This is a genomic window from Phocoenobacter atlanticus subsp. cyclopteri (assembly GCF_018343795.1).
Classification (GTDB): Bacteria; Pseudomonadota; Gammaproteobacteria; order Enterobacterales; family Pasteurellaceae; genus Phocoenobacter; species Phocoenobacter atlanticus.
Genome location: NZ_CP074346.1, coordinates 255,804 through 281,229, shown reverse-complemented (window position 1 = coordinate 281,229; position 25,426 = coordinate 255,804). Strand labels below are relative to the sequence as shown.

Below are 25,426 nucleotides of genomic sequence, written 5' to 3'. Positions count from 1 at the left end.
AATTGTACAGATAAATTTGCAGAACAAGATAACAAAAACAAGCGTATTTGTCCATTGAGCAAGTAAAGATTAATGAATAATTTTTAATTTTGATTAATTGCAAATATTAAAAAAGAAGTAACCGCTTGTTTTATTAAATTTTGCGACTTAAATCGAAAAAATTTATTTCTAATCTGATTTTTTATTACTCATTTTTTATAGTGATGACTATTTTACAACAAATGAGATTATTCTTTATGTGGCGATTATTCTTCCTATTTATTTTTATACCTAATTTAGTAGCACAACCCCTTGATTTAATGTTATTAGAAAAATACCAAAATCAACATATTGAAGGATGGGTGGTAAGTGAAAAATTAGATGGCATACGAGGTTTTTGGGATGGTAAACAGCTTCTTAGCCGACAAAACTATCTCCTTTCTGCTCCTGATTATTTTACTAAAGATTTTCCTCCTTTTGCCATTGATGGTGAGTTATTTAGTGAGCGTAACCAATTTAGTCACATTTCATCTATTGTTCGAGGATCTAATGCGGAGGATTGGAAGGCATTAAAGCTTTATGTCTTTGATGTTCCTAATGTAAGCGGTCACTTATTTGATCGTTTACGCAAATTAGAAAATTATTTAAAGTTACATCCAACACCTTATATTAAAATTATAAAGCAGATTCCCATTAAAAATAAAAGCCAGCTCAATCAGTTTTTTACTGAAGTACAAGGTTTAAAAGGTGAAGGCGTCGTTATTCGTAATCCTCAGGCTTCTTATATTAATGGTCGCTCGTCACAAATTTTAAAATTTAAAGCCGTTTATGATGATGAATGTACGGTAACTGCTCATCATCTTGGTAAAGGAAAATATCAAGGAAAAATGGGGTCTGTTAGCTGTTCAAATAGCTACGGTAAATTTAAAATTGGATCAGGTTTTTCAGATAAAGATCGAGTAAATCCACCTGCTATCGGCTCTGTAATTACCTACAAATATCGTGGATTTACATCAAAAGGTAAACCTCGTTTTGCAACATTTTGGCGAATTCGACAAGACAAATAAGCTTAAAAGCAGTACAATATTACCTTTATTTTTAACTTAATATTAGTTTTTAAGGATTATTTATGGAATTCCAAATTTGCCCAAAATGTAGTAGTGAACATACTTATCACGATTCAATTCAATTTGTTTGTCCCGAATGTGCTTATGAATGGACTGGTGAAGAAGTAGAAAATAATGATGAAGACCAGTTAATTGTAAAAGATAGTAATGGTAATCTACTCGCTGATGGTGATGATGTTATTTTAATCAAAGATTTAAAATTAAAAGGTTCATCACAAGTATTAAAAAAGGGGACAAAATATAAAAAAATTCGTTTAGTGGATGGCGATCACGATGTAGATTGTGGCAAAATTATGCTGAAATCAGAATTCTTAAAAAAAGCATAGTTTAGGTTGAGCAATAAAAAAACCTACGATCAAAATCGTAGGTTTTTTATTGTCTATTTTTAATTAAACATCAAATGGGTCACTAAATATCATCGTTTCTACACGATCTGGACCTGTTGAAAGAATGGCAATTGGTACACCAACCACTTCTTCAATACGTTTAATATAATCTATCGCTGCTTGTGGTAACTCATCACGATTAGTTACACCGAAAGTATTTTCATCCCAACCTGGCATTGTTTCATAAATTGGCTCAACACCTTCCCAGTCTTTCGCTGCCATTGGTGCGTATTCAACAACTTTGCCATTTGGCATTTTGTAACCAACACAGATTTTAAGCTTTTCTAAGCCATCTAAAACATCAATTTTTGTCATACAGAAACCTGAAATTGAGTTAATTTGTACTGCACGACGCACTGCCACCGCATCAAACCAACCACAACGTCTTGCACGACCTGTTGAAGCACCAAATTCATTACCACGTTTGGCAATGGTTGCTCCCACATCATCAAATAATTCAGTTGTAAATGGACCACTTCCAACACGTGTACAATAGGCTTTAATAATACCTAATACATAATCAAGATTACGAGGACCAAAACCAGAACCTGTTGCCACGCCACCTGCGGTCGTGTTTGAGCTAGTAACAAATGGATAGGTACCGTGATCGATATCTAACATTGTTCCTTGTGCTCCTTCAAATAGGATATTATCGCCATTTGCACGAGCGGTGTGTAATAACGTGGTAATATCTTCTACCATTGCGGTGATGACATCTGCAACAGCAAATACATCATCTAAAGTTTTTTGATAATCTACTGGATCAGCTTTGTAGTAATGGACAAGCTGGAAGTTGTAATAATTTAAAATGTCTTTTAATTTTTCAGCAAAATGTTCTTTATCGAAAAGATCACTTACTCGTAAACCACGACGTGCCACTTTATCTTCATAAGCAGGACCAATTCCACGTCCTGTCGTACCGATTTTATTTTTACCTAACGCATTCTCACGCGCATTATCCATTGCGATATGATAAGGTAAAATCAATGGGCAAGCCTCTGAGATTTTTAAACGTCCACGCACATCAACGCCACGAGCTTCTAATTCTTTCATTTCAGTCATCAATGCTTCTGGTGAAAGCACGACACCATTAGCAATAATACAGGTCACATTATCACGTAAAATACCTGATGGTATTAAATGAAGAACGGTTTTCTCTCCATCAATAATTAGGGTATGCCCTGCATTGTGTCCACCTTGATAGCGAACAACGTATTTTGCACGATCTGTCAATAAATCAACTATTTTGCCTTTTCCTTCATCGCCCCATTGAGCACCAAGGACTGCTACACTTTTTCCCATAATAAACGCCTCCGTTTAATTTATTCTATTGGTTTTATTTACCATAAATTTTTAATTACATAAAAAATGACAATAAAAAACCCAATGCTATTTTCATTGGGTTTTAAATACTTTTACTCTGTAGGTAGTTGCATAAAACGGAAAAATTCGCTATTTGGTTTAATTAGCATCATATTATTTTTCCCTTCTCCAAAACTATTTTCATACGCTTTTAGACTGCGAACAAAACTATAAAATGCTGGATCTTGTCCAAAAGCATTCGCATAAATTTTTGCAGCTTTTGCATCCCCTTCCCCTTTTAATTCTGCCGCTTTCTTATTCGCATTGGCTAAAATTAAGGTTACTTTTTTATCTACATTCGCACGAATAAACTCTGCTTTTTCTTGCCCTTGTGAACGATGTTCTTTTGCTACCGCATTACGTTCTGCACGCATACGCTGATAAATAGAAGAAGAAACTTCATTTGGTAGATTAATTTGTTTTACTCGTACATCAATTACAGCAATTCCTAGTTTTTCAGCACTATCACTACCGATATTTAATGCTTTTTGAGCATCAACCATTAATTCTCCTCGAGAGCCAGAAACAATATCTTTAATGGTACGAGAACCAATTTCAGAACGTAAGCGGTCATTTACTTTACGTTTTAATAAGCTCGCTGCTTTATGATAATCGCCACCAGTAGCCATATAAAATTGTCCAAAATCACTAATTCGCCACTTAACATAAGAATCAACTAACAAGTCTTTTTTCTCAACAGTAACAAAACGATCTTCTGCACCATCTAAAGTTAAAATTCGAGCATCAAGCACTTTTAAGTGATCAAAGAAAGGGACTTTAAAATGTAAACCTGGTGTATAAACGACGACTTTATTGTCTGCATCACGGTGTACTTTATTAAAGCGTAACATTATGCCGCGTTGTCCTTCTTGAACCACAATAAGAGATTGGAAAAGAGTAAAGACAATAATAGCAATGATTGGTAATAATAATTTACGCATTATTCAAATCTCCCTTTACGACTAGACACTTCTCTGACTTCATCAGCACTATAAGGTACTGTTGCCACTTTAGATTCTACCATTTTTGTATTTTCTGGTAATAATGTGACCGCTTGTTGAGTTTGAGATTCTGTCATTTCTGGTAATGATGGTTTGTTCATCAATTTATCTATTGGTAATACCATCAAATTATTTGATTTCACATCATCCATCATTAGTTTAGGCGTATTTTTCATTACCTTTTCCATTGTTTCAAGGTATAAACGCTCTTTCATTATTTGTGGTGCCAATTTATATTCAGATAAAAGCTGAGTAAAACGAGAGGTTTCCCCTTTTGCATTCAAGACAACTTTTTCTTTATAACCACTTGCTTGTTCTAAAATACGTTGAGCATTACCACGTGCAATTGGCTCTTGACCTCGAGCATAGGCTTCAGCTTCACGAATTAAACGTTGTTCATCTTCCTGTGCTTTAATTGCGTCATCAAAAGCATCTTTCACTTCTTCTGGAGGACGAGCATATTGGAAGTTTACATCCGTTACTAATAATCCCATATCGTAAGTTTTGATAATTTCACGTAATTCTTTCCACGTTTTTTCACGTACAACTGCACGTCCAGTGGTTAAAATATCATCCATTGTCATATGACCAATAACATAACGTAATGCACTATCTGTTGCTTGCTTTAAACTATCATCAGGATTGACTACACTAAATAAATATTTAGCAGGATCATCAATACGGTATTGCACTGTCATTTCAACTGAAACCATATTTTCATCTTGTGTTAACATTGAACCACGAGTATTTAATTCAGACACTCGTTCAATATTAATTGGAATAACTTTATCAATGAACGTTGGCTTCCAGTTAAGACCAGGCATAACAATATCATTTACTTTACCAAAACGAGTAACAACGCCACGTTCAGCTTCTTTAATTGTGTAAAATCCAGATCCTGCCCAAACTAAAATACCTAAACCTAACACAAAAGGAAGTAATTTTGTTAACTGAGGCACTGGATTATTTTGGTTATTATTCCCTTCACCTTTAAAGTTCCCTAGTTTTTTTAATAAATTATTAAACACCTCTTCCAGATCGGGCGGTTGCTGATCATTTTTGGGTTTTTGAGGTTCTTGTTGATTTTCAGGCTTTTTGTCACCTGGTTTTCCCCAAGGATCTTGATTACCTGATTCATTCCACGACATAAGTTTCTCCGTTGAAATATTACTTGCTACAAACGATTGATTGTACCTATTTAATTTTGTTTTGGCTAGAGGGTAAAACATATAAAAAATGAATATTAGAAACACTAACCTTAGATGACTAAAAAAGCATTAAACAAACGCACTAAACACATCACTAAATACCCATTTTCAAGAAAATATATTTATACTAAAAAAATAGTCTCAACTCAAATGAGAGGGTTATTCATATTCTAACTACTACTATTTCATTTTTGCAAAAAGTTGCTATTATCTTACCGCTTTGTTTAAGCTAATCCAATAAATAAAGGCAGTAATATAAGTACTAATATATTAATAATAAATCCAAAACTGATAGCAATTGGTACCACTTGCATTCCACCTGTTTTTTGAATAATGGGTAAACTGACATCAAGTGAAGTTGCACCACCTAATCCCACTGCAGTTGAAGGAAAACGTTGCATAAAAAATGGGATAGTCAATAAACAAATAAGTTCACGAGAAAGATCGTTAAAAAAAGCAGTTGAACCCGCTACGGTTCCCCAAGCATCACCAATCAATACACTTGAAAGAGAATACCAACCTAAGCCTGATGCAAAAGTTAATCCTTGCACTAATGAAAAATTGCAAAAAACACTAATGATCATACCGCTTATCATTGTACTAACTAACATTACGATAGAAAGTTGAATACCCCTTTTATTAAGAAAAACATCTCGTAACGGAATACCACTATTTCTTAATTGAACACCTACACAAAAAATCATTATCACAAGAGGATAAACACTTAAATGAGATGAAAGTCTAACTATATCTTTAATTAAAAAACCGACTAAACCACCGATAAATACAGCTAAACATAACAATGTAGATTCTAATAATAATTTTGAACGAGATAGCATTACTTCATTACTTTGTGTTTCTAAACGAAAAGGAATAAGTAAATCGAATAGCAGTAAACAAATTATATTACACAACTGAATGATTATCGCCATCAGAAATGCGGTATAACCAATAGTAGGCAACACCGTTCCAAGATCATTGAGTTGCCCTAACGAGGCTCCCATTAAAAAAAGAATAAGATAAAGGCAAGAGGTTGAAAGACGGTTTATTCGATTTAACCACTCTTTTTGATTAATTAGAATCAAATAGCCCACAAAAAGTGGCACAAACACAATTAATAAACCAGATAACATTTATCATTCCTTATAATTTTAACAATAAATTGGCTAATGTTTTGACACCAATTCCTGTTGCTCCAGTTGCCCATAATTCATTTGGTGATTTACGGAAAGTCGCTGAACAATCAATATGTAGCCAATTTTGTGCATAGTTTTTTACAAAATAAGACAAAAATGCCGTTGCCGTACTTGCACCAGCACCAACACCAGCAGGCAAAGAGCCCACGTTTGCAATATCAGCAAAAGAAGAAGCGGTTTGATTACGATGAAATTCTTCAAAAGGTAATCGCCAAAATTTTTCATTTTCTGCTTTAGCTGAAGTAAGCAATTGCTCAATTAATTGATCATCAATAGAAAGGATACTATGATAATCATTGCCAACCGCCATTTTTGCTGCACCCGTTAAAGTCGCACAATCAATAATATAGTTAGGGTTTTGTTTATCCGCTTCAATTAGACCATCCGCCAAAACTAAACGCCCTTCAGCATCTGTATTTAATACTTCAACAGATACCCCATTGCTATAATGGATAATATCACCCAGTTTCATTGCTTGACCACTGATTGAGTTTTCAGCACAGCATAAATAGAGTTTTACACGTTGTTTTAAACCTCGAGCAATAGCTAATCCTAATGCACCCGTTAATAACGCAGCACCTCCCATATCAGTACGCATTGTTTCCATCGAGTTACTTGGCTTTAAGCTATAGCCACCAGTATCAAAAGTAATCCCTTTGCCGACTAAACAAGCCAAGACAGGTGCTTTTTCATCATTAGTTGGGTTGTAATCTAACTGCAGCATTGCGGGTGAATTAACGGCACCTTTACCCACAGCCCAAATGCCCTGATAATTTTGCTCTTTTAACGCTTCGCCACTAATTACTTTCACAGAAATTGAATTTTTTGCAAATTCTTCGATAAATGTAACCGCTTTATGAACCAATACTTCAGGTGTTACTACATCAGAAGGAGCATTAATCAATTCTTTAGTAAACTGTGTGCATCGAATACGAGCGTCTAGTTCAGATTGCTCTTGTTTTGTTAATTTGGGGAAATTAATTTTTCCACAATTTTTTACACTGACAAAACCTTGTTGAAATGCCCAGCATTCTTCCAACATCCACGCATTACCAATTAAAGAAACGGTTGTAATACCTTGATTTTTAATCTTTCTTGCTGCTTGTTGAATACTATTTAATGCGTTGTCTCTTAAATGAATAATAATACCTTCATCATTAAATGAAATTAAGGCATTGTTACCCCATTGCTCTGGAGCAGGTTGTGTTGATAAATAAATTTTCATTATGTGTCCTTTTTATTTGACTGTTCCACAATTTAAACAATATAAATAACTCTGTTTTGGATCATTTAATTTGGGCATAAAAGGTGTTTTTTGTTTTATTTGTTCTATAAAAGGAATATCCAACCATTGTGTTAATTTTAATTGTACATTCATTTTAAAATTTCTGGTAAAACTACTAAATAAGCCTTTTTCTTGTGGTAAAATCCAAACTGCTCGAAGATTTTCCAATTTTTGTTTTCCCTGCTCTGCTCTTTTTTCATTAATAAGCACCATCAGTTCATCATAAGCTGTTTCAAAATCCCCTAGTTTATCTACTAAACCATTTTTAGCGGCTTGCTCTCCTAACCATACTTGCCCTTGTGCAATTTTATCTACTTGTTCTTTGGTCATTTTACGACCTCGACTCACTAAATCAAGGAAATGATCATAACCATTTTCAATACTCAATTGGATAAGTTCACCTTGCTCTTTACTTAAGGTTTTAAATGGACTTTGATTAGCAAGTAATGATGTTGCAATACCATCTTCATTTATTCCTATATTTTTAGCTGTTTTTTCAACACTCATCGCTAATCCAAAGATACCAATCGAACCTGTGAGCGTATTAGGGCTTGCAATAATTTTATCTGTTGTGGCAGAAATCCAATAACCACCAGATGCTGCCATTCCACCCATCGACGTCACTACTGGCTTGCCTGATTTTTGAATGGCATCAATTTCTTGACGAATAAGCTCAGAAGCTAACGCACTTCCACCAGGACTATTCACTCGTAAAATCACACCTTGCACGCTCTCTGAATTTTTTGCTATCTGTAATTGTTCGATAATAGTATCACTACCTGATGTTTTATTATCGCTCTCACCCCAAACAATTTCACCTTCTACATTGATTACTGCAATTTTATTCCCTTCAACATAAAAGCGACTAGATAATAAAGTTGCATAATCAAAATAGTCAATATGCTGATACCCCCTATCCTCATCCTCTCCAAACATCTCTTTTAAAATAGACAATATTTGAGGTTTTGTAACTAACTCAGTGACTAACTTTTGATTAAGGGAAAAATCTGCTGAATTACCTTTCGCTTTCTTAAATTGTTCAAGATAGTTTTTAAATTTAGGTAACACATTTTCTTTTTGAATTTGTCTGTTATCTGCTATTTTTTGTTGAATATTACTCCACAACCCATCTAACCATAGTGTTGCATTTTGTTTCGCTTCGGGTGACATATCATCACGCATAAAGGGTTCAACCGCCGACTTATAAGTTCCTACTCTAAAAATATGAGGCTGTACGTCGATATAATCCAATAATGATTTAAAATATAAATTAGAATAGCTTAATCCGTGTAAATCAACCACACCTGCTTTATTGAGATAAACTTTATCGGCAAAACTTGCTAAATAATATTGCTTTTGAGTGTAATATTCTCCTATTGCAATCACTGGCTTATTACTTACCTTTTTAAATTCTTTTAAAATTTCCCCTACGTATTCAATAGAAGGAAAGTCGCCCCCCGAAAATTGTTGCAAATCTAATACGATACCTGTTACTTTTTTATCATAAGCTGCACGTTTAATCACTCGTGTCACATCAAAAACAGATATTTTGATTGGTTGCTCTTTACTTCCTAATTCAGATTCCAATAAATGATAAAAATCTCCCAATTCATCGTGGTTATCTGCTAAATATCCATTTAGATTTAATACTAATGCACCAGATTGAAAACTAGCCACTTGCTGGCTCTGAGGTTTATCACTTTGTATCAGTGAAAAAACTGAAAGACAAATAATAATAAATAATACAAAAAATAAATTTATTACCATTTCTCTTAAAAAACGAAAAATTTGATATATTTTTTTGAAAAACGTTACCATAAGTTACTCCTTAACTATCAGATATTAAGATCTCGTCTTCCTACAAAGGAATGCGAAAGTGTCGTGCCATCAACCATTTCAAGCTCACCTCCAACAGGAATACCGTGTGCAATACGTGTTACCTTGATATTATAAGGTTGACACATTTGCGCAATATAATTTGCCGTTGCATCACCTTCAATAGTGGGGTTGGTTGCTAAAATAATCTCATAAAAAGATTCTGTTTCTAGACGCTGCTGTAATATCTCTAATCCTATTTCACGAGGACCAATACCATCCAAAGGAGATAAATGTCCCATTAGAACAAAATAACGTCCTGAAAATTGTCCCGTTTGCTCCACTGCTTGAATATCTGCTGGTGTTTCAACAATACATAATTGTCCATTAGATTGTCTGCGTGGATTTTTACAAATATTACAGATTTTTTGTTCTGTAAAAGTCCGACAAGATTCACAATGACCGATATATGTCATTGCTTCTTCTAATGCCTTCGCTAAATTCCCCCCCCCAGAACGATTACGTTGTAAAAGTTGGTAAGCCATTCGCTGTGCTGATTTAGGACCGACGCCAGGTAATACTCTTAACGCTTCAATTAAATTTTCAAGTAAAGGACTAATTTGCATAAATTGTTATCACTTAGATAGAGAAAAGACGAATAAAATTTATCCGCCTTTTATTAATTATTATTTTATAGAAATAGAATAAGTAACATAAGGAGTGATTAAAATGGCATTTTCATCCCTGGTGGTAACTGCATCCCCGCAGTGACACTTGCCATTTTCTCTTTTTGTAACTCTTCTGCTCTGCGTACTGCATCATTAAAAGCTGCTGCAATTAAATCTTCTAACATTTCTTTGTCATCTTCCATTAAAGATGGATCTATTTCAATACGACGACAGCTATGTGCACCATTTATAGTGATCTTAACTAAACCAGCACCAGACTCACCTGTTACTTCCAATTTAGCAATCTCTTCCTGCATTTTTTGCATTTTGGCTTGCATCTGTTGTGCTTGTTTCATTAAGCCACCTAAACCGCCTTTTCCAATCATTGATTTTTTCCTCTTAAATTTATAATAAAAAACGGTATCATTTTACTGAACACCGTTAATTAAGGCAAGCTATTTCTGTAATGAAAATCGAATTGGTACCGAGGTAATATGCAATACCCCTCCTGGTGGAGCAGAATTCATTTTCGTCCTTTTTGCTGCTTTTACTGCTGCATTATCAAAATTACGATTTCCTGATGATTTAATAACTTTAACATCAACTACATTTCCAGATGAATTTACCGTAAATCCAATAATAACAGTCCCCTGTTTGTACATCCGTTTTTCACGAGTAGGATAACTTCGCATTGCCTGACGTTGTAAAGCTCTTTGTAAACGTGCTTTATAAGCATTCACAATCCCTGATGAAACCTTACCTGATTGTACGGAGTGACCATTTTTCGCTCCATCATTCTTACCCGCTTGATCTTGTTTGCCTTGATTAAATTTTGCTTTCTCAACAACCCCTTTTCTTGCAACCTTACCCACTTCTTTTGCTTTAATTGATTGATGTTTTTTATTTTTATGCTGTTTTTTTGGTTTCTTTTTTGGTTTTTTTGTCGGTTTTTCCTTTGGTTCTTCTTTCTTTTTCTCTTTTTTCTTCTCTTTCTTTTCTAGAGGTTTAACTTTTTTATCAGGTACGGGTACTACAACTTTCTTTGGCTCAATAACGTCTTCAATAACTTTCTCAGGCTCAGGAGGTGGTGTCACTTCAGTTCTTACCGCCACTTGCTGTTGCTCTAAGCGAGCTGTCATCATTTCCATAGAGATACTAGTCATCTGCTCTTCTACATAATTAACAGGTGCCGCGTTCTCTATTGCAACAAAAATAGCGGCAAAAACACCTGAGTGAATAAGTAGTGATGAAATTAAGCCAATACGAGAGTTATTTTTCATTATTTTTGCTCTTTTCTCGTCACAATAGCTACATTTTTAATTTCATTTTTTGATAACAAATCCGTTAATTCAACAAATTTATCAAAAGTAACGGCAGAATCGACTTTTAATGTCACTTTTTGGGTCTTATCCCATATTGAAATTTCTCTCTCTAATTCCTCTTTAGTAATGATTTTATCATTAAAATAAAATTCATTTTTATCATTAATGGTCAATAATTTAGCAAGGTCATCTGCTTGAAAAGTGGTTGTCGTACTTGCTTGAGGTACATTGACCTGTATCTTCCCTTGAGAAATAAATGAAGCAGTTACTAACACAATCGCCAGTAACACCAACATAATATCAATAAATGGAATAATATTTATTTCATCAAACTTTTTCATTCTTTTCCTAAAATTTGTAAATTTTCGTTATAAAGTAACCGCTTGTTTCTTATGATGATTTTTTCTGCTGAGCTAACCACATCAACTTATTTGCATCCACTTTACGATTAAATCCGTTATAAAACATCATCGCAGGAATAGCGACTAAAATCCCTAAAGCAGTTGCCTTTAAGGCTAAAGACAAACTCACCATAATTGAACCTGCATCTAAATCACCACCTGCGTGTCCAAGATTATAGAAAGTTAATAAAATACCGATTACTGTACCTAACAAACCAATATAAGGTGCATTAGAACCAATAGTCGAGATGGTAGTAAGATTATGAGTTAAATCAATCTCCAATTCTTCAATAGTTGAATAATCCTTTACATTCACATTCTTATAAAATAAAACTCGCTCAATCACTTTCCAAACTAACAAAATACTCATCAAAATTAAGAGACCAAAAATAATATAGTCACTGTTATAATGCAAAAATTGAAATAAAGATTCCATAACATTCCTCAAAAAATAAAAAAGTCATCAAATAATTTTGATAACTGTTATCAATTATAATCAATCTACCTCAAATTTCAATATAACAATACTAAAATTTTTATCTTTCTGTTATCTCGCTTTTACGTTAAAATAAACTAAACTTAAACTAACCGACTCTCTATGAATACCTTTACTGAAATTAGTCCTGAACAGGCTTGGGAAAAAATTGAAAATAACACCGCAATTATTGTTGATACTCGAGATAGGATTCGTTATGAACAAAGTCATCCAAAAACAGCCTTTCATTTAACCAATCAAAGTTATGGTCAGTTTTTAGACAATTATGATTATGACCAACATATTATGGTGCTTTGTTACCACGGAATCAGTAGTCGTAATACGGCACAATTTTTAGTTGAACAAGGCTTTGATAATGTCTATAGCATTACTGGTGGCTTTGAAGCGTGGCAAAAAGCAGCACTTCCAACTGAAACTCGTTGTTAGATCAAAATTTTGACTAATTTTACATATTTTTTCTAGAATCAAGGATACGAATAAGGTAATCTTTACAGTATTTCGGATTTTAATAAATTTAACTCTATTTTTAAGGATATTTTATGATTAAAAAAATTGCAATTTTAACCAGTGGTGGTGATGCACCAGGTATGAATGCCGCAATTCGTGGGATTGTACGTGCAGGGCTAAGTGAAGGCTTAGAAGTTTATGGTATTACAGATGGTTATTATGGTTTGTATCATGATCAAGTGATCAAACTAGAGCACCATTCAGTTGCAGATAAATTAAATCGAGGCGGAACATTTTTAGGTTCTGCCCGTTTTCCAGAATTTAAAGATCCAGAAGTTCGTAAACAAGCAGTCAAAACTTTAGAAAAACACAATATTGATGCGTTAATTGTTATCGGTGGAGACGGCTCTTATATGGGGGCTAAACTTATTACTGAAGAATTTGGTTACCCTTGCATTGGTTTACCCGGTACTATTGATAATGATATTCCAGGTACAGACTACTGTATCGGATATCAAACCGCATTAGAAACCGTGTTAACCGCAATTGACTATCTTCGTGACACCTCAACCTCACATCGCCGTATTTCACTAGTAGAAATTATGGGACGTTATTGTGGTGATTTAACCATTAATGCAGCAATCGCAGGAGGTTGCGATTATATCGTTACCGCAGAAAAAGAATTTGACAGAGAAGATCTAATCAAAAATATTGAAACAGATCTAAATGAAGGAAAACGTCACGCAATTGTCGCCATTACAGAACACAAATGTAATGTTCACGAATTGGCAAAAGAAATTGAAGCACGATTAGGTAATGAAACTCGTGCAACTATTTTAGGACATATTCAACGAGGCGGTTCACCTTGTGCATTTGACCGTATTTTAGCCTCTCGAATGGGCGTTTATGCTGTTGAATTATTACTAGAAGGACACGCAGGACGCTGTATTGGGATGCAAAAAGAAGAGCTTGTTCATCACGACATCATTGAAGCAATTACTACAATGAAACGTCCATTTGATGAAAAACTCTTTGAAGTCGCAAGAAAACTATTCTAATTAGTTATTTGAGGCTGGCATTTGTCAGCCTTTATTTTTATATAACAAATAAAAATGATAAAAAATAAACCTGTTATTTCAAATCAATATGGTGCATTAGTGATGGCATTTATACCTCTTTTATACGGTATAAGTCTCACTCATTTTCATTTTATTTATATTTTTTTTACTCTTTCTTGGTTATTTTTATATCTTTTTTCTTATCCATTTCTTGCCCTATTTAATAGAAAACCTACGACTAGAAACAAAAAATGGGCAATAATTTATGCAATTATCAGTGTTATTTTTGCTCTTCCTGTCATTTTTTATCAACCTAAAATTTTGCAATTTTTTATTCCAATGATCCCGCTTGTACTAGTCCAAATTTACTATACAAAACAAAAAGATGAACGCAATCTAATTAATGATATTGCAGGCTATTTAATTTTTGGTATTGTAGGGATGGCAGGCTATTATTTAACCACTCAGCAATATAATATCGATATATTAATTCATCCAACACTTTTTTTTACTGTTACTACATTTTATGTTAAAAGTGTTGCCCGAGAACGAAAAAATCCGCTCTATAGAAAACTGAGTATAAACTCACATATTTTATTGATGATCAGTTATGCGTTATTTAGTTACTATTTTATTGCTTTTGCTTATTTATGTGGATTAATTCGAGCCATCATATTGCCAAGAAAAAATCTTAATATTAAACAAATAGGAATGTGGGAATTACTAATTATTACAATATTTACACTCTGCTTAATCGCTTCATAGCTTTAATTGTTTGAATAATTGGCGTTTTTCATCATCATTTAAAATGCGATATTCACCACTACCTAAGCCATTTAACTTAAACACACCCAAACCAACACGAATTAAACGTAACGTAGGAAAACCAATATGAGCGGTCATTCTTCTTACTTGGCGATTTCTTCCTTCTGTAATTGTTAATTCGATCCAACTCGTTGGAATATTTTTACGTTCACGTATTTTAGGTGCACTTTTCCAATTAAACTCAGGAGGTTCAATACACTTCACTTTTGCAGCTTTAGTTAATCCATCTTTTAATACTACACCTTGTTGTAATTTCTCCAAATCTTCTTGCGAAGGTTCACCTTCCACTTGTACCCAATACGTTTTCGCCTTCTCAAATTTAGGATTAGCTAAACGGTGTTGAATTTGACCATTATTGGTTAATAATAGCAATCCCTCACTATCACGATCTAAGCGACCAACAGGATAAATATTCGCAATATCAATAAAATCTTTTAAGGTTTTACGACCAGAATCATCACTAAATTGTGTTAATACATCATAAGGTTTATTAAATAATACTATTGTTGTTTCTTCAAGAGAGGGTAAAGGTCTACGAGCCTTTATTTTAGTTGTAGTCGCCTTAAGATTTGTTTTCGTTTTTATTGAATTAGGTTTAAATTTTGGTTTAATGGAAGTCATTGATATACTCAAAATGAGGAAAAAAGGGTGAGGGCATTTCCAGCAACTCCTCGGCACACAGTAACTTAATTCTGGCTGCTTTCTTCCGAATCTGACCAAGTAAACTAAACACCATTGCGAGGTACCAAAAACGCCCTCATTGATTTGTATTACAACACGATGTAACACAATAGATGCGAATTATAAAGAAATTCCATCTAATACACAAGTAAGAAAAACGATCAAATCAATCTTTACTTCAAATTTACAGATTTTATCTTTAATGTGACCGCTTACTTGGAATAACTAATGTAATCAAGACACTTAAATAGCAAAAAAATGCGTAAGGTAAGTAATCAATCACACTTACATTTAATTGCTGAGCAATAAACACCCCACATACACTCCAAGGTACAAGTGGATTGACCACCGTTCCCGCATCTTCGAGAGTACGAGATAAATGTTTACGCTCTAAACCTAAACGATCGTAAATAGGTTTAAAGGTTTCGCCTGAAAGCAGAATACTTAAATATTGTTCTCCAATTAAGACATTTACCCCTACGCTAGTCATTGCAACGGCAATAGTTGCTCTCAAACGGTTATTTAACCAGTCTGCTATTTCTTTTAATAGACGAGGAATAACACCTAATGCAAATAATAACCCCCCATACTCACAGCTAACAGTACAATAGTTAAAGTAAAGAACATACTTTGTAAACCACCACGACTAAACATTCGTACTAAATCAGGTGCCCATTCAGGATTTGGAACAAAACCAGCAAAAAAGTATGTACCATACTGAGAGAAATCGTTATAGCCTAAAAATTGTGCAATCACTACTCCCAATAATGATGTGTAAATCATTGCCATTATTGCAGATACTCGCATTACAGCTAAACAAATAAGTAATACAAAAGGTAATAAAGAAACTAAATGGACTAAATTGGTTTCCTTTAATGCTTGTCTAAATATTTCAATACGAGCAATATTACCTACTTCACTATGGTTAAAGGAGGATAAACCAATGTAAATTACACAACAAAGTATCAATGCGGGAATTGTGGTACGTAACATATTTTTGATATGATCAAAAAGGTCAATATCTACAGTTGCAGCTGAAATGGTGGTTGTATCAGAAAGTGGTGACATTTTATCGCCTAAAAATGCACCTGAAACTATTGCCCCTGCTGTAATCATTGCATTGGCATCAAATGCCTCTCCAATCCCCATAAAAGCGACACCTAAAGTTGCCACAGTAGTCAAACTGCTTCCTAATGAAATCCCAATAATTCCAGTAATTAAAAAAACTGACACATAAAAATAATTGGCACTCATCAATAATGTACCGTAATAAATTAAGCTGGGAATTGCTCCGCTCATTAATAATGCAGTAACCAAAATACCAATAAAAAAGAATAGATATAATGCTCCCACACTAGACATTAACGAATCTGCCATTGCTTGTTGCATTTTGTTATAAGAAATTCCTTTTACTCGCCCATAAATCAATAAACAAAGCATAACAAAAGCAATGCCAATATGTGGTGCCCAACCTGTTCCAATAATTAAAAAAGAAAGCAACGCAACTGTTATTACCGATACAATACTTGCCTCTAAAAAAGAAGGTTGATGCAAAAAATTTTGCTCTTCAAGATTTTCTTGTTGTGCCATAAATAATTCCTTATTTTTGTTATAATTTACCTAAGTACTTTTTTATAAACTAAAAATCCCTTTTCTGCAACAACAGAAAAGGGATTTTTTTTAATTATTTTACAATCTGTTACGAATCACACTTTTTGACGCATTGCTGGGAATAAAATCACATCACGAATTGACGGTGCATTTGCAAAAATCATTGCTAAACGGTCAATCCCTAAACCTTCACCCGCTGTTGGTGGTAAACCGTGTTCTAATGCCACTACGAAGTCATCATCATAGAACATCGCCTCATCATCGCCCGCTTCTTTTGCTGCTACTTGATCTTTGAAACGTTGTGCTTGATCTTCTGCATCATTTAATTCTGAGAAACCATTACCGATTTCACGTCCACCAATAAACAACTCAAAACGATCCGTTACTTCTGGATTTTCATCATTACGACGTGCTAATGGCGAAATTTCCGCAGGGTGTGAAGTTAAGAAAGTTGGTTGAATCAATTTATGCTCCGCCACTTCTTCAAAAATGGCATTAACGACTGAACCTAAACCCCAAGATTTTTGAATTTCAATACCTAAACCTTTTGCGATTTCACAGGTTTTCTCAAAATTATCTAAATCTGAACGCTCAATACCATTGCCATATTTTACAATTGCATCGTGCATTGAAATACGCTCAAATGGCTTACCAAAATCAAAGGTATATTCGCCATAAGGTACGGTTGTTGTACCTAAAATATTGATAGCTAAACGGCGTAATAATTCTTCGGTATTATCCATTAAATCAATGTAATCTGCATACGCTTGATAGTATTCAATCATTGTAAATTCTGGATTGTGGCGAACTGAAACCCCTTCATTACGGAAGTTTCTATTAAGTTCAAACACACGCTCAAAACCGCCCACCACAAGGCGTTTTAAGTATAATTCAGGCGCAATACGTAAATACATATCCACATCTAACGCATTATGGTGCGTGATAAATGGACGTGCGGCTGCCCCTCCGGGAATCACTTGTAACATCGGCGTTTCCACTTCAATAAAGTCTTTTTCTAAGAAATATTGACGGATTTCACTAATTACTTTTGAACGAATTAAGAAAATATTACGAGAATCTTCGTTTGAAATCAAGTCTAAATAACGCTGACGATAACGTGTTTCTTGATCACTTAAACCGTGGAATTTACCAGGAAGAGGACGTAATGCTTTGGTTAAAAGTTGAACTTCACGACAACGAACTGTTAATTCGCCAGTTTTGGTTTTAAATAATTCACCTTTAACCCCAACAATATCGCCAAGATCCCATAATTTTACTTTGTCGTTATACTCACCTTCTGGCAAATTATCACGAGCAATATAAAGCTGGATTTGTCCACTGACATCTTGAATAGTCATAAAAGAGGCTTTACCCATCACTCGACGTAACATAATACGTCCAGCTACTTTGACTTCAACGTGCAGTTCTTTTAATACTTCGCCCTCAATTTCAGCATAAGTACCTTGTAAATCTTTGGCTAAATTTTCACGACGAAACGTATTTGGAAATGGATTTCCTTGCTCACGAATATGGTTTAATTTCTCACGACGAGCTAACATCTCACCGTTTAAGTCTAATTCTTGATTTTGTTGTTCAGACATTTTGTTTCCTTCAAATTACAATACATAAAATTGTGGAGGATTATACTGTATTTTCCATAAAATTGATATTTCAAAATAAAAATAAGCGGTCAGATTTTGTAAAAAATTTGCAATTTTTAAATTACCACAAAAAAAATATGGGATTTTTAATATTATTTTGATAGAATTCACGCCCCTAATTTTTTTATGGTTTTAAACTCGGACAAATTATATGAAAAAAAATTTTTCTCTTACATTAATTTCTTTATCGATCTATTTAGTATATCCACCTTATGGATTCACACAAAATAACTCACCAATTACACTTAATGAGATTGTTGTGATAAGTGATAAATTAGATCATTCCAGTGAAAGCTTGCTTGGAGGTTCACGTTCATTTATTAATAGAGAAAGTGATTCTTTAAATACAAGTCTTCAAAGCCAAAAAGCTGTCTCTTTAGGTCAAACTACTGAAAAAATCAGTGGTGTTCAGAATAATAGTTTTGGACCAAATAATGGTATTCCACAAATTAGAAGTTTGACTAATTCTCGTGTGCAAATTAATAACAATCGTCTAGCGATTTCAGGACTAGCTGCAATTAGTGGGAATCTACCAACAGCAGTTAATCCGTCTTTAGCATCAGAAATTGAAGTACATAAATCCTCTGCTTCTGTGTTATATGGTGGAAACGCTATTGGTGGGGCTGTAAACGTAACTACTGCTCAAATTCCTAATCAATTAACAGAGGAATCATTTAAAGGAGTTATTGAAGTTAGTGGTGGTGAAAATGTAACTAGCGATCAATCATTTAGTTTAAATGGTAATATCAATAATTTTGTATGGCATATTGATGGAATGAATAGCTATATTGATTCTTATAAAACAAAAGGTAATCCTAAAGCTGATGCTTGTTATAATATTCCTAACATTTGGCGTCTAGGTAAAAATGGTATGGGGATTAATTCTGAATTAGCTAGAGCTTGCCAAGTAGAGCCAATATTTAGTGAAACACATTTTAATAAAAAATCACGTCAATATATTAATGCTCAATATCTAAAAGCTATTAAAAATGGTTCTGAGAAAACATATCTTGAAAATTTAGGTTTAGGTGATGATCAAATCAAAGATTTGTATTTTCAATATGCACCTAATTGGAGTAAAAAATGGCGTAAAAAATCTGATGGTAAAGGATGGGAACAGTACATTGATCCTGAAAAAATTGTCGAAAATCCTGATTATGTAGCAGGAGAAAAAGAGCAAATAAGAGACTTTTTAGGTATTAAAGATATTGTTGATATTGAAAATGGAAAAATTTCAAATAGTCATATGCACAATCAAAATATTTCTACAGGATTAAGCTATATCGTGGATAATGGATATATTGGGTTCGGTGTTAGTTATTATAAAAATGACTATGGTGTACCTGGCTATGCCTCATTAACGACCAACACAGATAATAAAAAGATCAATCTTAAACCAGTCAATATTAAAAGTCACCAAACCGTTTATTCCTTAGAAGGAGCCTATATACCAGAATCTCAATATTTAGAAAATATAAAAACCAAATTAACTTATATTGATTCAAAAAATGAAGAATATTTAGGTAAAACGTTTGCGGATAGTTTAAATGCAAAACAAACTCAATTAAGAACAGAAATCAATCATCAATTTAATCATTTTACCTCTGGTACAATCGGCATTGATTTAAGTTCAAGAAAAATTGATAGTGAAGGAAAAGATAGATTTATACCTGACACAAAATCTAAAAAATACGGTCTCTTTGCAATGCAAAATCTGACTTGGAAAGAATGGCTAACAACATTTGGTTACCGAAATGAAATAGTTAAACATCAAGCTTTTTTTGGTGATGGATATACCACCTCTCAAGGTAGCGATGGTTCTACAGGAAAATACGGCAAAAATTTAAGAAAATTTAATCTTCATCATTATTTTATTGATACAAGCTGGCAACCTGTACAATTTTTAACATTAAATGGACGTTATAGCTATTCACAACGAGCACCAGAAGTAAATGAGCTATTTGCCAGTAATTTACATTTTGCAACTTTAACTGATGAACGAGGTAATCCATTGTTAAAAGAAGAGACTGCAAGAACATTAGAATTTGGTAGTAAAATTCACTGGCAAGATACAACATTTACTGTTAATTATTTTAAAACAAATTACAGTAATTATATTTATCTAGGTAATACAGGAATTAGTCGTCAAGCACTTGAGGTAAAAGAGTGGCGACAATCTGATACTATTATCAATGGCTGGGAACTAGAATTAAATCAGCAGATAGAGTTAGCAGATTATGGTAATCTAGATGTTCGTTTATTTGCAGACTTAGTGAAAAATAAACCTAAAATGAAAAATAGTTTTCAAACTAGACACGATGGAAATTATATGTCCAATATGCCAACCTCTCGTTATGGTATAGGACTAAGTTACAATAAAAATAATTGGAAGTTAGGCTCAACATTAACACATTATAGAGTGCAAAAATATCCAACAAATACTAATATGGAAAAAGGGATAAATTTACCAGGCTATAATTTAGTGGATGCTTATGCTGAATATGATATTGATCTTAATCCCAAAAATAAAATTGAATTATTTTTAGATATTCGTAATTTAACTAATAAAAAAGCTCATCCAAATAATTCAACATTAAAATATTTAACTCCTATTGCAGGACGCTCTTTCCGTTTAGGATTACGTTACATTTTTTAATGCGAGGAACAATGGCAGAAATTATTTTCTGCCATTATTTCATATAACAAGTTCATCAAAATTGATCAATTAAATCCAATACTTTCTCAAAACGACTAAAACCATGGTTACCATCATTAAAAATAAGTTGGTTACAATCTTTATAAAGTGTCAATGCTAATTGATAATTTAAGATTTCATCGCCTTTTTCAATCATTAACAAAAAATTATTTGGTTTAGTGATTTCACGCACATCCATATTATTTAAAATATCAACATCTCGCTGTGTAAAAATAATATTGCTATTAGAATGCCACGCCTTATGTGAACCAATTCTACTTTCCAATACTTTACCTACTTTTACGGCTGGATTAATAAGAATAGCCTTTAAATCAAACTCTTCGCTTAAAATAGTAGCATAAAATCCACCTAACGAACTTCCTACTAATTTAATTGGTTTCTCAGTGTGAAAAATCAATTCTCGAAGTTGTTGCATTGCGAGTTGAGGGTTAGGTAATAAATCAGGACAAAACCATTCTTCTTCTCTGCCCTGCTGTTGTAACCATTTTTTTAACTGCTGAGCTTTTGTTGATTTTGATGAAGATAAAAAACCGTGAATATAGAGAAACATAATCAGATTGCCAATAAATATAATATTAGTTTTAAAGCTTATACTTTTAATTTAGATGATCAATTCTTTTCATCACTTTTTTGTTGTTTTTGAGAAAATTTTAATTTGGATGTAATATCTATTTATTTCTCCTTTATAAAAAAGTGTCTGACCATAAATCAAGGTTATCTTCAATTAAAGCGTAATCTTTTCCTGAATAGAAAATAAAAGATTTATAATTTAACATACCCAAAATAGTCATTTTATGGTTTAATATTACATCGTTTTCTCAGAGAAATATAAAGGTTAAAAAATGAGCTGGATTGAAAGAATTTTAGGTACAAAATCATCATCTCAAAGTAGTAAAGCAAGTATTCCTGAGGGAGTATGGACAAAATGTACAAGTTGTCAGCAAATTTTATATGTTGAAGATTTAAAACGTAATATGCAAGTGTGTCCTAAGTGTGATCATCATATGCGAGTGCCTGCTCGTTTGCGTTTATTAAATCTATTTGATGAAAATAGTACGGAAGAGTTAGGTGCAGAATTAGAACCACAGGATATTTTAAAATTTAAAGATTTAAAAAAATATAAAGACCGCTTAAATGCCGCCCAAAAGCAAACAGGAGAGAAAGATGCTCTTATTGCAATGAAAGGCGCTCTTTATAAAATGCCGGTCGTCGCCGCTGCATTTGATTTTGAATTTATGGGTGGTTCAATGGGTACAACCGTTGGGCAAAAATTTGTATTAGCGGCTGAAAAAGCACTAGAAGAAAATATTCCTTTCATTTGTTTTGCAGCTTCTGGTGGTGCAAGAATGCAAGAGGCATTATTCTCACTTATGCAAATGGCAAAAACCAGTGCAGTATTAGCAAAATTAAAAGAAAAAGGCGTGCCTTTTATTTCTGTAATGACAGATCCGACCTTTGGTGGTGTATCTGCAAGTTTTGCAATGCTTGGTGATATTCATATTGCAGAACCAAAAGCATTAATCGGGTTTGCTGGTGCTCGTGTTATCGAACAAACCGTGCGTGAAACCTTACCAGAAGGCTTCCAGCGAGCGGAATTTTTATTAGACCACGGTGCATTAGATATGATTGTACATCGTAGCAAAATGCGAGATACCTTAGCAGGATTAGTCGCTAAAATGACAAATCAACCTTCGCCTTTTCAAGAAGAAGTATTGCTTTTGACTGAGCAGGTTACAGAAGAAACAGCCTAATGACAATAATGAGTTCTCCTCAAGCCACGAATTCTTTAGAAACGTGGCTTTCCTATTTAGAAACAAGTCATTGTAAAGCCATTGATTTAGGTTTGAAGCGAGTAAAATCTGTCGCTTGTACGTTAGATTTACTTAGACCCGCTCCTTATATCATTACTGTTGCTGGAACCAATGGCAAAGGTTCAACCTGTAAATTTTTAGAAACTGCATTACTTAAAGCAGGGAAAAAAGTAGGTGTTTATTCTTCACCACATTTAATACGTTATAACGAAAGAGTACGGATTAATGGTGAATTGTTAGATGATGACGCACATATTCGTTCTTTTGTAAAAATTACAGAACATAAGAAAGTATCATTAAGTTATTTTGAATACAGCACTCTTTCAGCATTAGATCTGTTTAAGCAAGCAAATTTAGATGTAGTGATTTTAGAAGTAGGATTAGGTGGTCGTCTTGATGCGACTAATATTGTTGATCCTGATTTTGCAGTGATTACCTCTATTGATATTGATCATATTGCATTTTTAGGAGATAACAGAGAAGATATAGGACGAGAAAAAGCAGGTATTTTTAGACCAAATATTCCTGTTGTAATAGGAGAGAAAGATTGTCCTCAAAGTATTATTGAGCAAATTAAATTACTAGAGTGCCAAGCATTTATTTGTGATAAAAATTACAAATTTTCAATAAAATCTGACCGTTTTATTTGGCAATCTGATAAAGTTTGTTTTGAAAATCTTGCTTTACCAAAAATTCCCTATCCAAATGTTGCAACAGCACTCGCCGTTTTAACTCATTTACCTTTTAAGATCAGTGAAACCATTATTGAAGAAGCGGTTATAGAAACTCAATTAACAGGACGATTTCAATTTTTAACACAACAAGATTTTGTAAATTTATCAAAAAAAGTACCGCTTGCACAAGTTATTGTTGATGTAGGACATAATCCTCACGCTACTCGTTATTTAGCTGAGCGATTAATTCAATTAAAACAACCTCATCAAAAAATTTATGCGCTATTTAGTGTCTTGGAAGATAAAGATTTAAATGGAATTATTACACCACTACAAGATATTATTAATGAGTGGCATTGTGTAACTTTAGATTGTTTTAGAGGACAAAGAGGTCAAATAATTTTAGAAAAAATGGTAAATTTCATACCAAATGTAACCGCTTATCATTATGAAAATATGGAACAAGCGACAAACAAAGTATTTGATATTGCAACTGAAAAAGATGTCATTCTTGTTTTTGGTTCGTTTCATACAGTGAGCGATTTTTTATTATCAATTAAACATTAAAAAAGGATACAACACATTATGTGGAAAGAAGTTTTATTAAATTACGGTATTTTCTTATTAGAATTATTAACTGTATTTGGCGTCGTCATTGCAATTGTAATGATGGTATTAGAAAGTAAAAAACAAGGACAACAAGGTGAAATTTCAGTTAAAAATTTAACGGAAAAATATAAAGAAAGCAAGACCGCCTTAGGTAATTTCTTTTTAAGTGAAGCAGAACAAAAAGCGAAAGAGAAAGCAGAGAAAAAAGAGCAAAAAGCAAAGGCAAAAGCAGAGAAAAAACGTTTAAAATTAGCTAAAAAATCTAAAAATCCAGAAGTTGAAAATGAACAGAAAGAAGAGGTAAGGTCTCGTCTTTTTGTATTAAATTTTAACGGTGACATAATGGCAAGTGGTGTTGATTGCTTACGTAAAGAAATTGATGCAGTGGTTGCCTTAGCCAGACCTGAATATGATGAAGTATTATTAAAGTTAGAAAGCCCAGGGGGTGTTGTTCACGGCTATGGCTTGGCTGCATCACAATTAGCACGCTTAAAAGAACGACATATTCCGTTAACTATTACTGTTGATAAAGTCGCGGCAAGTGGTGGATATATGATGGCCTGTGTGGCAGATAAAATTATTTCAGCTCCTTTTGCGGTAATTGGTTCAATTGGTGTAGTTGCACAAGTACCAAATATTCATCGTTTACTGAAAAAACACGATGTCGATGTTGATGTAATGACGGCTGGTGAATATAAGCGTACGGTTACCTTAATGGGTGAAAATAGCAAAGCGGGTAAGAAAAAATTCCAACAAGAATTGGAAGAAACCCATAAATTATTTAAACAATTTGTCACACAACATCGCCCACAATTAAATATTGAAAAAGTGGCAACTGGCGAACATTGGTTTGGACAACAAGCATTAGACCTAAAACTAGTTGATGAAATTTCAACCAGTGATGATGCGATTTTAAACGTCATTGAAGAAAAAGATGTTATTGAAGTGAAATTTACTCAAAAGAAAAATGTCTTAAAACGCTTTGGTATCGAACTTGAACAAAGTGCAGAAAGATTAATTGCTAAATTGCTGAATAAATCACACTCTTCAATGTCATAAATATTATTATTTTATAAGCGGTAACTTA

23 protein-coding genes, 1 other RNA gene and 1 pseudogene are annotated in these 25,426 nt (G+C 33.5%); 9 read left to right on the top strand and 16 right to left on the bottom strand.

Annotated elements, in window-relative coordinates; genetic code table 11:
• The first annotated feature begins 203 nt into the window (after window positions 1-203).
• Together KGI96_RS01330 and KGI96_RS01325 are read left to right on the top strand one after the other, a co-directional pair.
• Window positions 204-1,046 (top strand): DNA ligase, encoded by an 843-nt coding sequence (locus KGI96_RS01330; RefSeq protein WP_370685832.1) that lies wholly within the window; start codon window positions 204-206, stop codon window positions 1,044-1,046.
• Between the two features lie 62 nt (window positions 1,047-1,108).
• A complete protein-coding gene (locus KGI96_RS01325; protein ID WP_211599127.1) occupies window positions 1,109-1,432 on the top strand; it encodes a zinc ribbon domain-containing protein YjdM in 324 nt (107 codons plus the stop codon).
• Window positions 1,433-1,495: 63 nt separating this feature from the next.
• On the opposite strand, the gene KGI96_RS01320 is transcribed toward KGI96_RS01325, so the two are convergent.
• The 11 genes from KGI96_RS01320 to exbB all read right to left on the bottom strand — a co-directional run bounded on the left by KGI96_RS01320 (window position 1,496) and on the right by exbB (window position 12,186).
• On the bottom strand, window positions 1,496-2,794 hold the full coding sequence (locus KGI96_RS01320) for an adenylosuccinate synthase (RefSeq protein WP_211599126.1): 1,299 nt from the start codon (window positions 2,792-2,794) through the stop codon (window positions 1,496-1,498).
• Between the two features lie 113 nt (window positions 2,795-2,907).
• Complete coding sequence (hflC, locus tag KGI96_RS01315; protein WP_211599125.1) at window positions 2,908-3,795, bottom strand: protease modulator HflC; 888 nt, start codon at window positions 3,793-3,795, stop codon at window positions 2,908-2,910.
• A complete protein-coding gene (hflK, locus tag KGI96_RS01310) occupies window positions 3,795-5,003 on the bottom strand; it encodes an FtsH protease activity modulator HflK (RefSeq protein WP_211599124.1) in 1,209 nt (402 codons plus the stop codon). The genes hflC and hflK overlap by 1 nt, the downstream gene beginning before the upstream one ends.
• 284 nt (window positions 5,004-5,287) lie before the next feature.
• Window positions 5,288-6,196 (bottom strand): LysO family transporter, encoded by a 909-nt coding sequence (locus tag KGI96_RS01305; protein WP_211599123.1) that lies wholly within the window; start codon window positions 6,194-6,196, stop codon window positions 5,288-5,290.
• Between the two features lie 10 nt (window positions 6,197-6,206).
• Window positions 6,207-7,484: an aminopeptidase PepB gene (gene pepB, locus KGI96_RS01300; RefSeq protein WP_211599122.1), complete on the bottom strand. Its 1,278-nt coding sequence runs from the start codon at window positions 7,482-7,484 to the stop codon at window positions 6,207-6,209.
• A gap of 12 nt (window positions 7,485-7,496) precedes the next feature.
• A complete protein-coding gene (gene sppA, locus KGI96_RS01295; RefSeq protein ID WP_211599121.1) occupies window positions 7,497-9,362 on the bottom strand; it encodes a signal peptide peptidase SppA in 1,866 nt (621 codons plus the stop codon).
• Window positions 9,363-9,379: 17 nt separating this feature from the next.
• Entirely contained in the window at window positions 9,380-9,985 is a 606-nt protein-coding gene (gene recR / locus KGI96_RS01290; RefSeq protein WP_211599120.1) for a recombination mediator RecR, read from the bottom strand.
• A gap of 98 nt (window positions 9,986-10,083) precedes the next feature.
• The gene (locus KGI96_RS01285) at window positions 10,084-10,413 is read right to left on the bottom strand and encodes a YbaB/EbfC family nucleoid-associated protein (protein ID WP_211599119.1); all 330 of its coding nucleotides are present in this window, start codon (window positions 10,411-10,413) and stop codon (window positions 10,084-10,086) included.
• A gap of 69 nt (window positions 10,414-10,482) precedes the next feature.
• Entirely contained in the window at window positions 10,483-11,307 is an 825-nt protein-coding gene (locus KGI96_RS01280; RefSeq protein WP_229577194.1) for a TonB family protein, read from the bottom strand.
• Entirely contained in the window at window positions 11,307-11,690 is a 384-nt protein-coding gene (exbD, locus tag KGI96_RS01275; RefSeq protein ID WP_211599118.1) for a TonB system transport protein ExbD, read from the bottom strand. Before exbD ends, KGI96_RS01280 begins: the two co-directional genes overlap by 1 nt.
• A gap of 49 nt (window positions 11,691-11,739) precedes the next feature.
• Window positions 11,740-12,186, bottom strand: a complete 447-nt coding sequence (gene exbB / locus KGI96_RS01270) for a TonB-system energizer ExbB (protein ID WP_211599117.1) — start codon at window positions 12,184-12,186, stop codon at window positions 11,740-11,742.
• A 162-nt stretch (window positions 12,187-12,348) separates the two neighbouring features.
• Here exbB and glpE point away from each other — a divergent pair, with 162 nt between their 5' ends.
• From glpE to KGI96_RS01255, 3 genes are all read left to right on the top strand, one after another.
• Window positions 12,349-12,672, top strand: coding sequence for a thiosulfate sulfurtransferase GlpE (glpE, locus tag KGI96_RS01265; protein WP_211599116.1), 324 nt, complete (start codon window positions 12,349-12,351; stop codon window positions 12,670-12,672).
• A gap of 113 nt (window positions 12,673-12,785) precedes the next feature.
• Window positions 12,786-13,751 (top strand): 6-phosphofructokinase, encoded by a 966-nt coding sequence (gene pfkA, locus KGI96_RS01260; RefSeq protein WP_211599115.1) that lies wholly within the window; start codon window positions 12,786-12,788, stop codon window positions 13,749-13,751.
• A 54-nt stretch (window positions 13,752-13,805) separates the two neighbouring features.
• Entirely contained in the window at window positions 13,806-14,516 is a 711-nt protein-coding gene (locus KGI96_RS01255; RefSeq protein WP_211599114.1) for a YwiC-like family protein, read from the top strand.
• Here KGI96_RS01255 and KGI96_RS01250 read toward each other — a convergent pair.
• From KGI96_RS01250 to lysS, 4 genes and pseudogenes are all read right to left on the bottom strand, one after another.
• The gene (locus KGI96_RS01250; RefSeq protein WP_211599113.1) at window positions 14,511-15,197 is read right to left on the bottom strand and encodes a pseudouridine synthase; all 687 of its coding nucleotides are present in this window, start codon (window positions 15,195-15,197) and stop codon (window positions 14,511-14,513) included. The two genes, KGI96_RS01255 and KGI96_RS01250, sit on opposite strands and share 6 nt — an antisense overlap.
• 34 nt (window positions 15,198-15,231) lie before the next feature.
• An RNA gene (ffs, locus tag KGI96_RS01245) (signal recognition particle sRNA small type) lies at window positions 15,232-15,327 on the bottom strand.
• A 129-nt stretch (window positions 15,328-15,456) separates the two neighbouring features.
• Window positions 15,457-16,697: pseudogene (locus KGI96_RS01240) on the bottom strand (Na+/H+ antiporter NhaC family protein).
• A 266-nt stretch (window positions 16,698-16,963) separates the two neighbouring features.
• Window positions 16,964-18,469 (bottom strand): lysine--tRNA ligase, encoded by a 1,506-nt coding sequence (gene lysS, locus KGI96_RS01235; RefSeq protein WP_211599111.1) that lies wholly within the window; start codon window positions 18,467-18,469, stop codon window positions 16,964-16,966.
• Window positions 18,470-18,680: 211 nt separating this feature from the next.
• Between lysS and KGI96_RS01230 the strand changes: the two genes are divergently transcribed.
• Window positions 18,681-21,185 (top strand): TonB-dependent receptor, encoded by a 2,505-nt coding sequence (locus KGI96_RS01230; RefSeq protein WP_211599110.1) that lies wholly within the window; start codon window positions 18,681-18,683, stop codon window positions 21,183-21,185.
• A gap of 55 nt (window positions 21,186-21,240) precedes the next feature.
• On the opposite strand, the gene KGI96_RS01225 is transcribed toward KGI96_RS01230, so the two are convergent.
• A complete protein-coding gene (locus tag KGI96_RS01225; protein ID WP_211599109.1) occupies window positions 21,241-21,795 on the bottom strand; it encodes a YqiA/YcfP family alpha/beta fold hydrolase in 555 nt (184 codons plus the stop codon).
• A gap of 292 nt (window positions 21,796-22,087) precedes the next feature.
• On the opposite strand from KGI96_RS01225, the gene accD reads away from it, so the two are divergent.
• The 3 genes from accD to sohB are packed head-to-tail and all read left to right on the top strand — an operon-like array spanning window position 22,088 to window position 25,398.
• The gene (gene accD, locus KGI96_RS01220) at window positions 22,088-22,996 is read left to right on the top strand and encodes an acetyl-CoA carboxylase, carboxyltransferase subunit beta (protein WP_211599108.1); all 909 of its coding nucleotides are present in this window, start codon (window positions 22,088-22,090) and stop codon (window positions 22,994-22,996) included.
• Complete coding sequence (gene folC / locus KGI96_RS01215) at window positions 22,996-24,297, top strand: bifunctional tetrahydrofolate synthase/dihydrofolate synthase (protein WP_211599107.1); 1,302 nt, start codon at window positions 22,996-22,998, stop codon at window positions 24,295-24,297. The genes accD and folC overlap by 1 nt, the downstream gene beginning before the upstream one ends.
• Before the next feature lie 18 nt (window positions 24,298-24,315).
• A complete protein-coding gene (gene sohB, locus KGI96_RS01210; RefSeq protein WP_211599106.1) occupies window positions 24,316-25,398 on the top strand; it encodes a protease SohB in 1,083 nt (360 codons plus the stop codon).
• The last annotated feature ends 28 nt before the right edge of the window (window positions 25,399-25,426 follow it).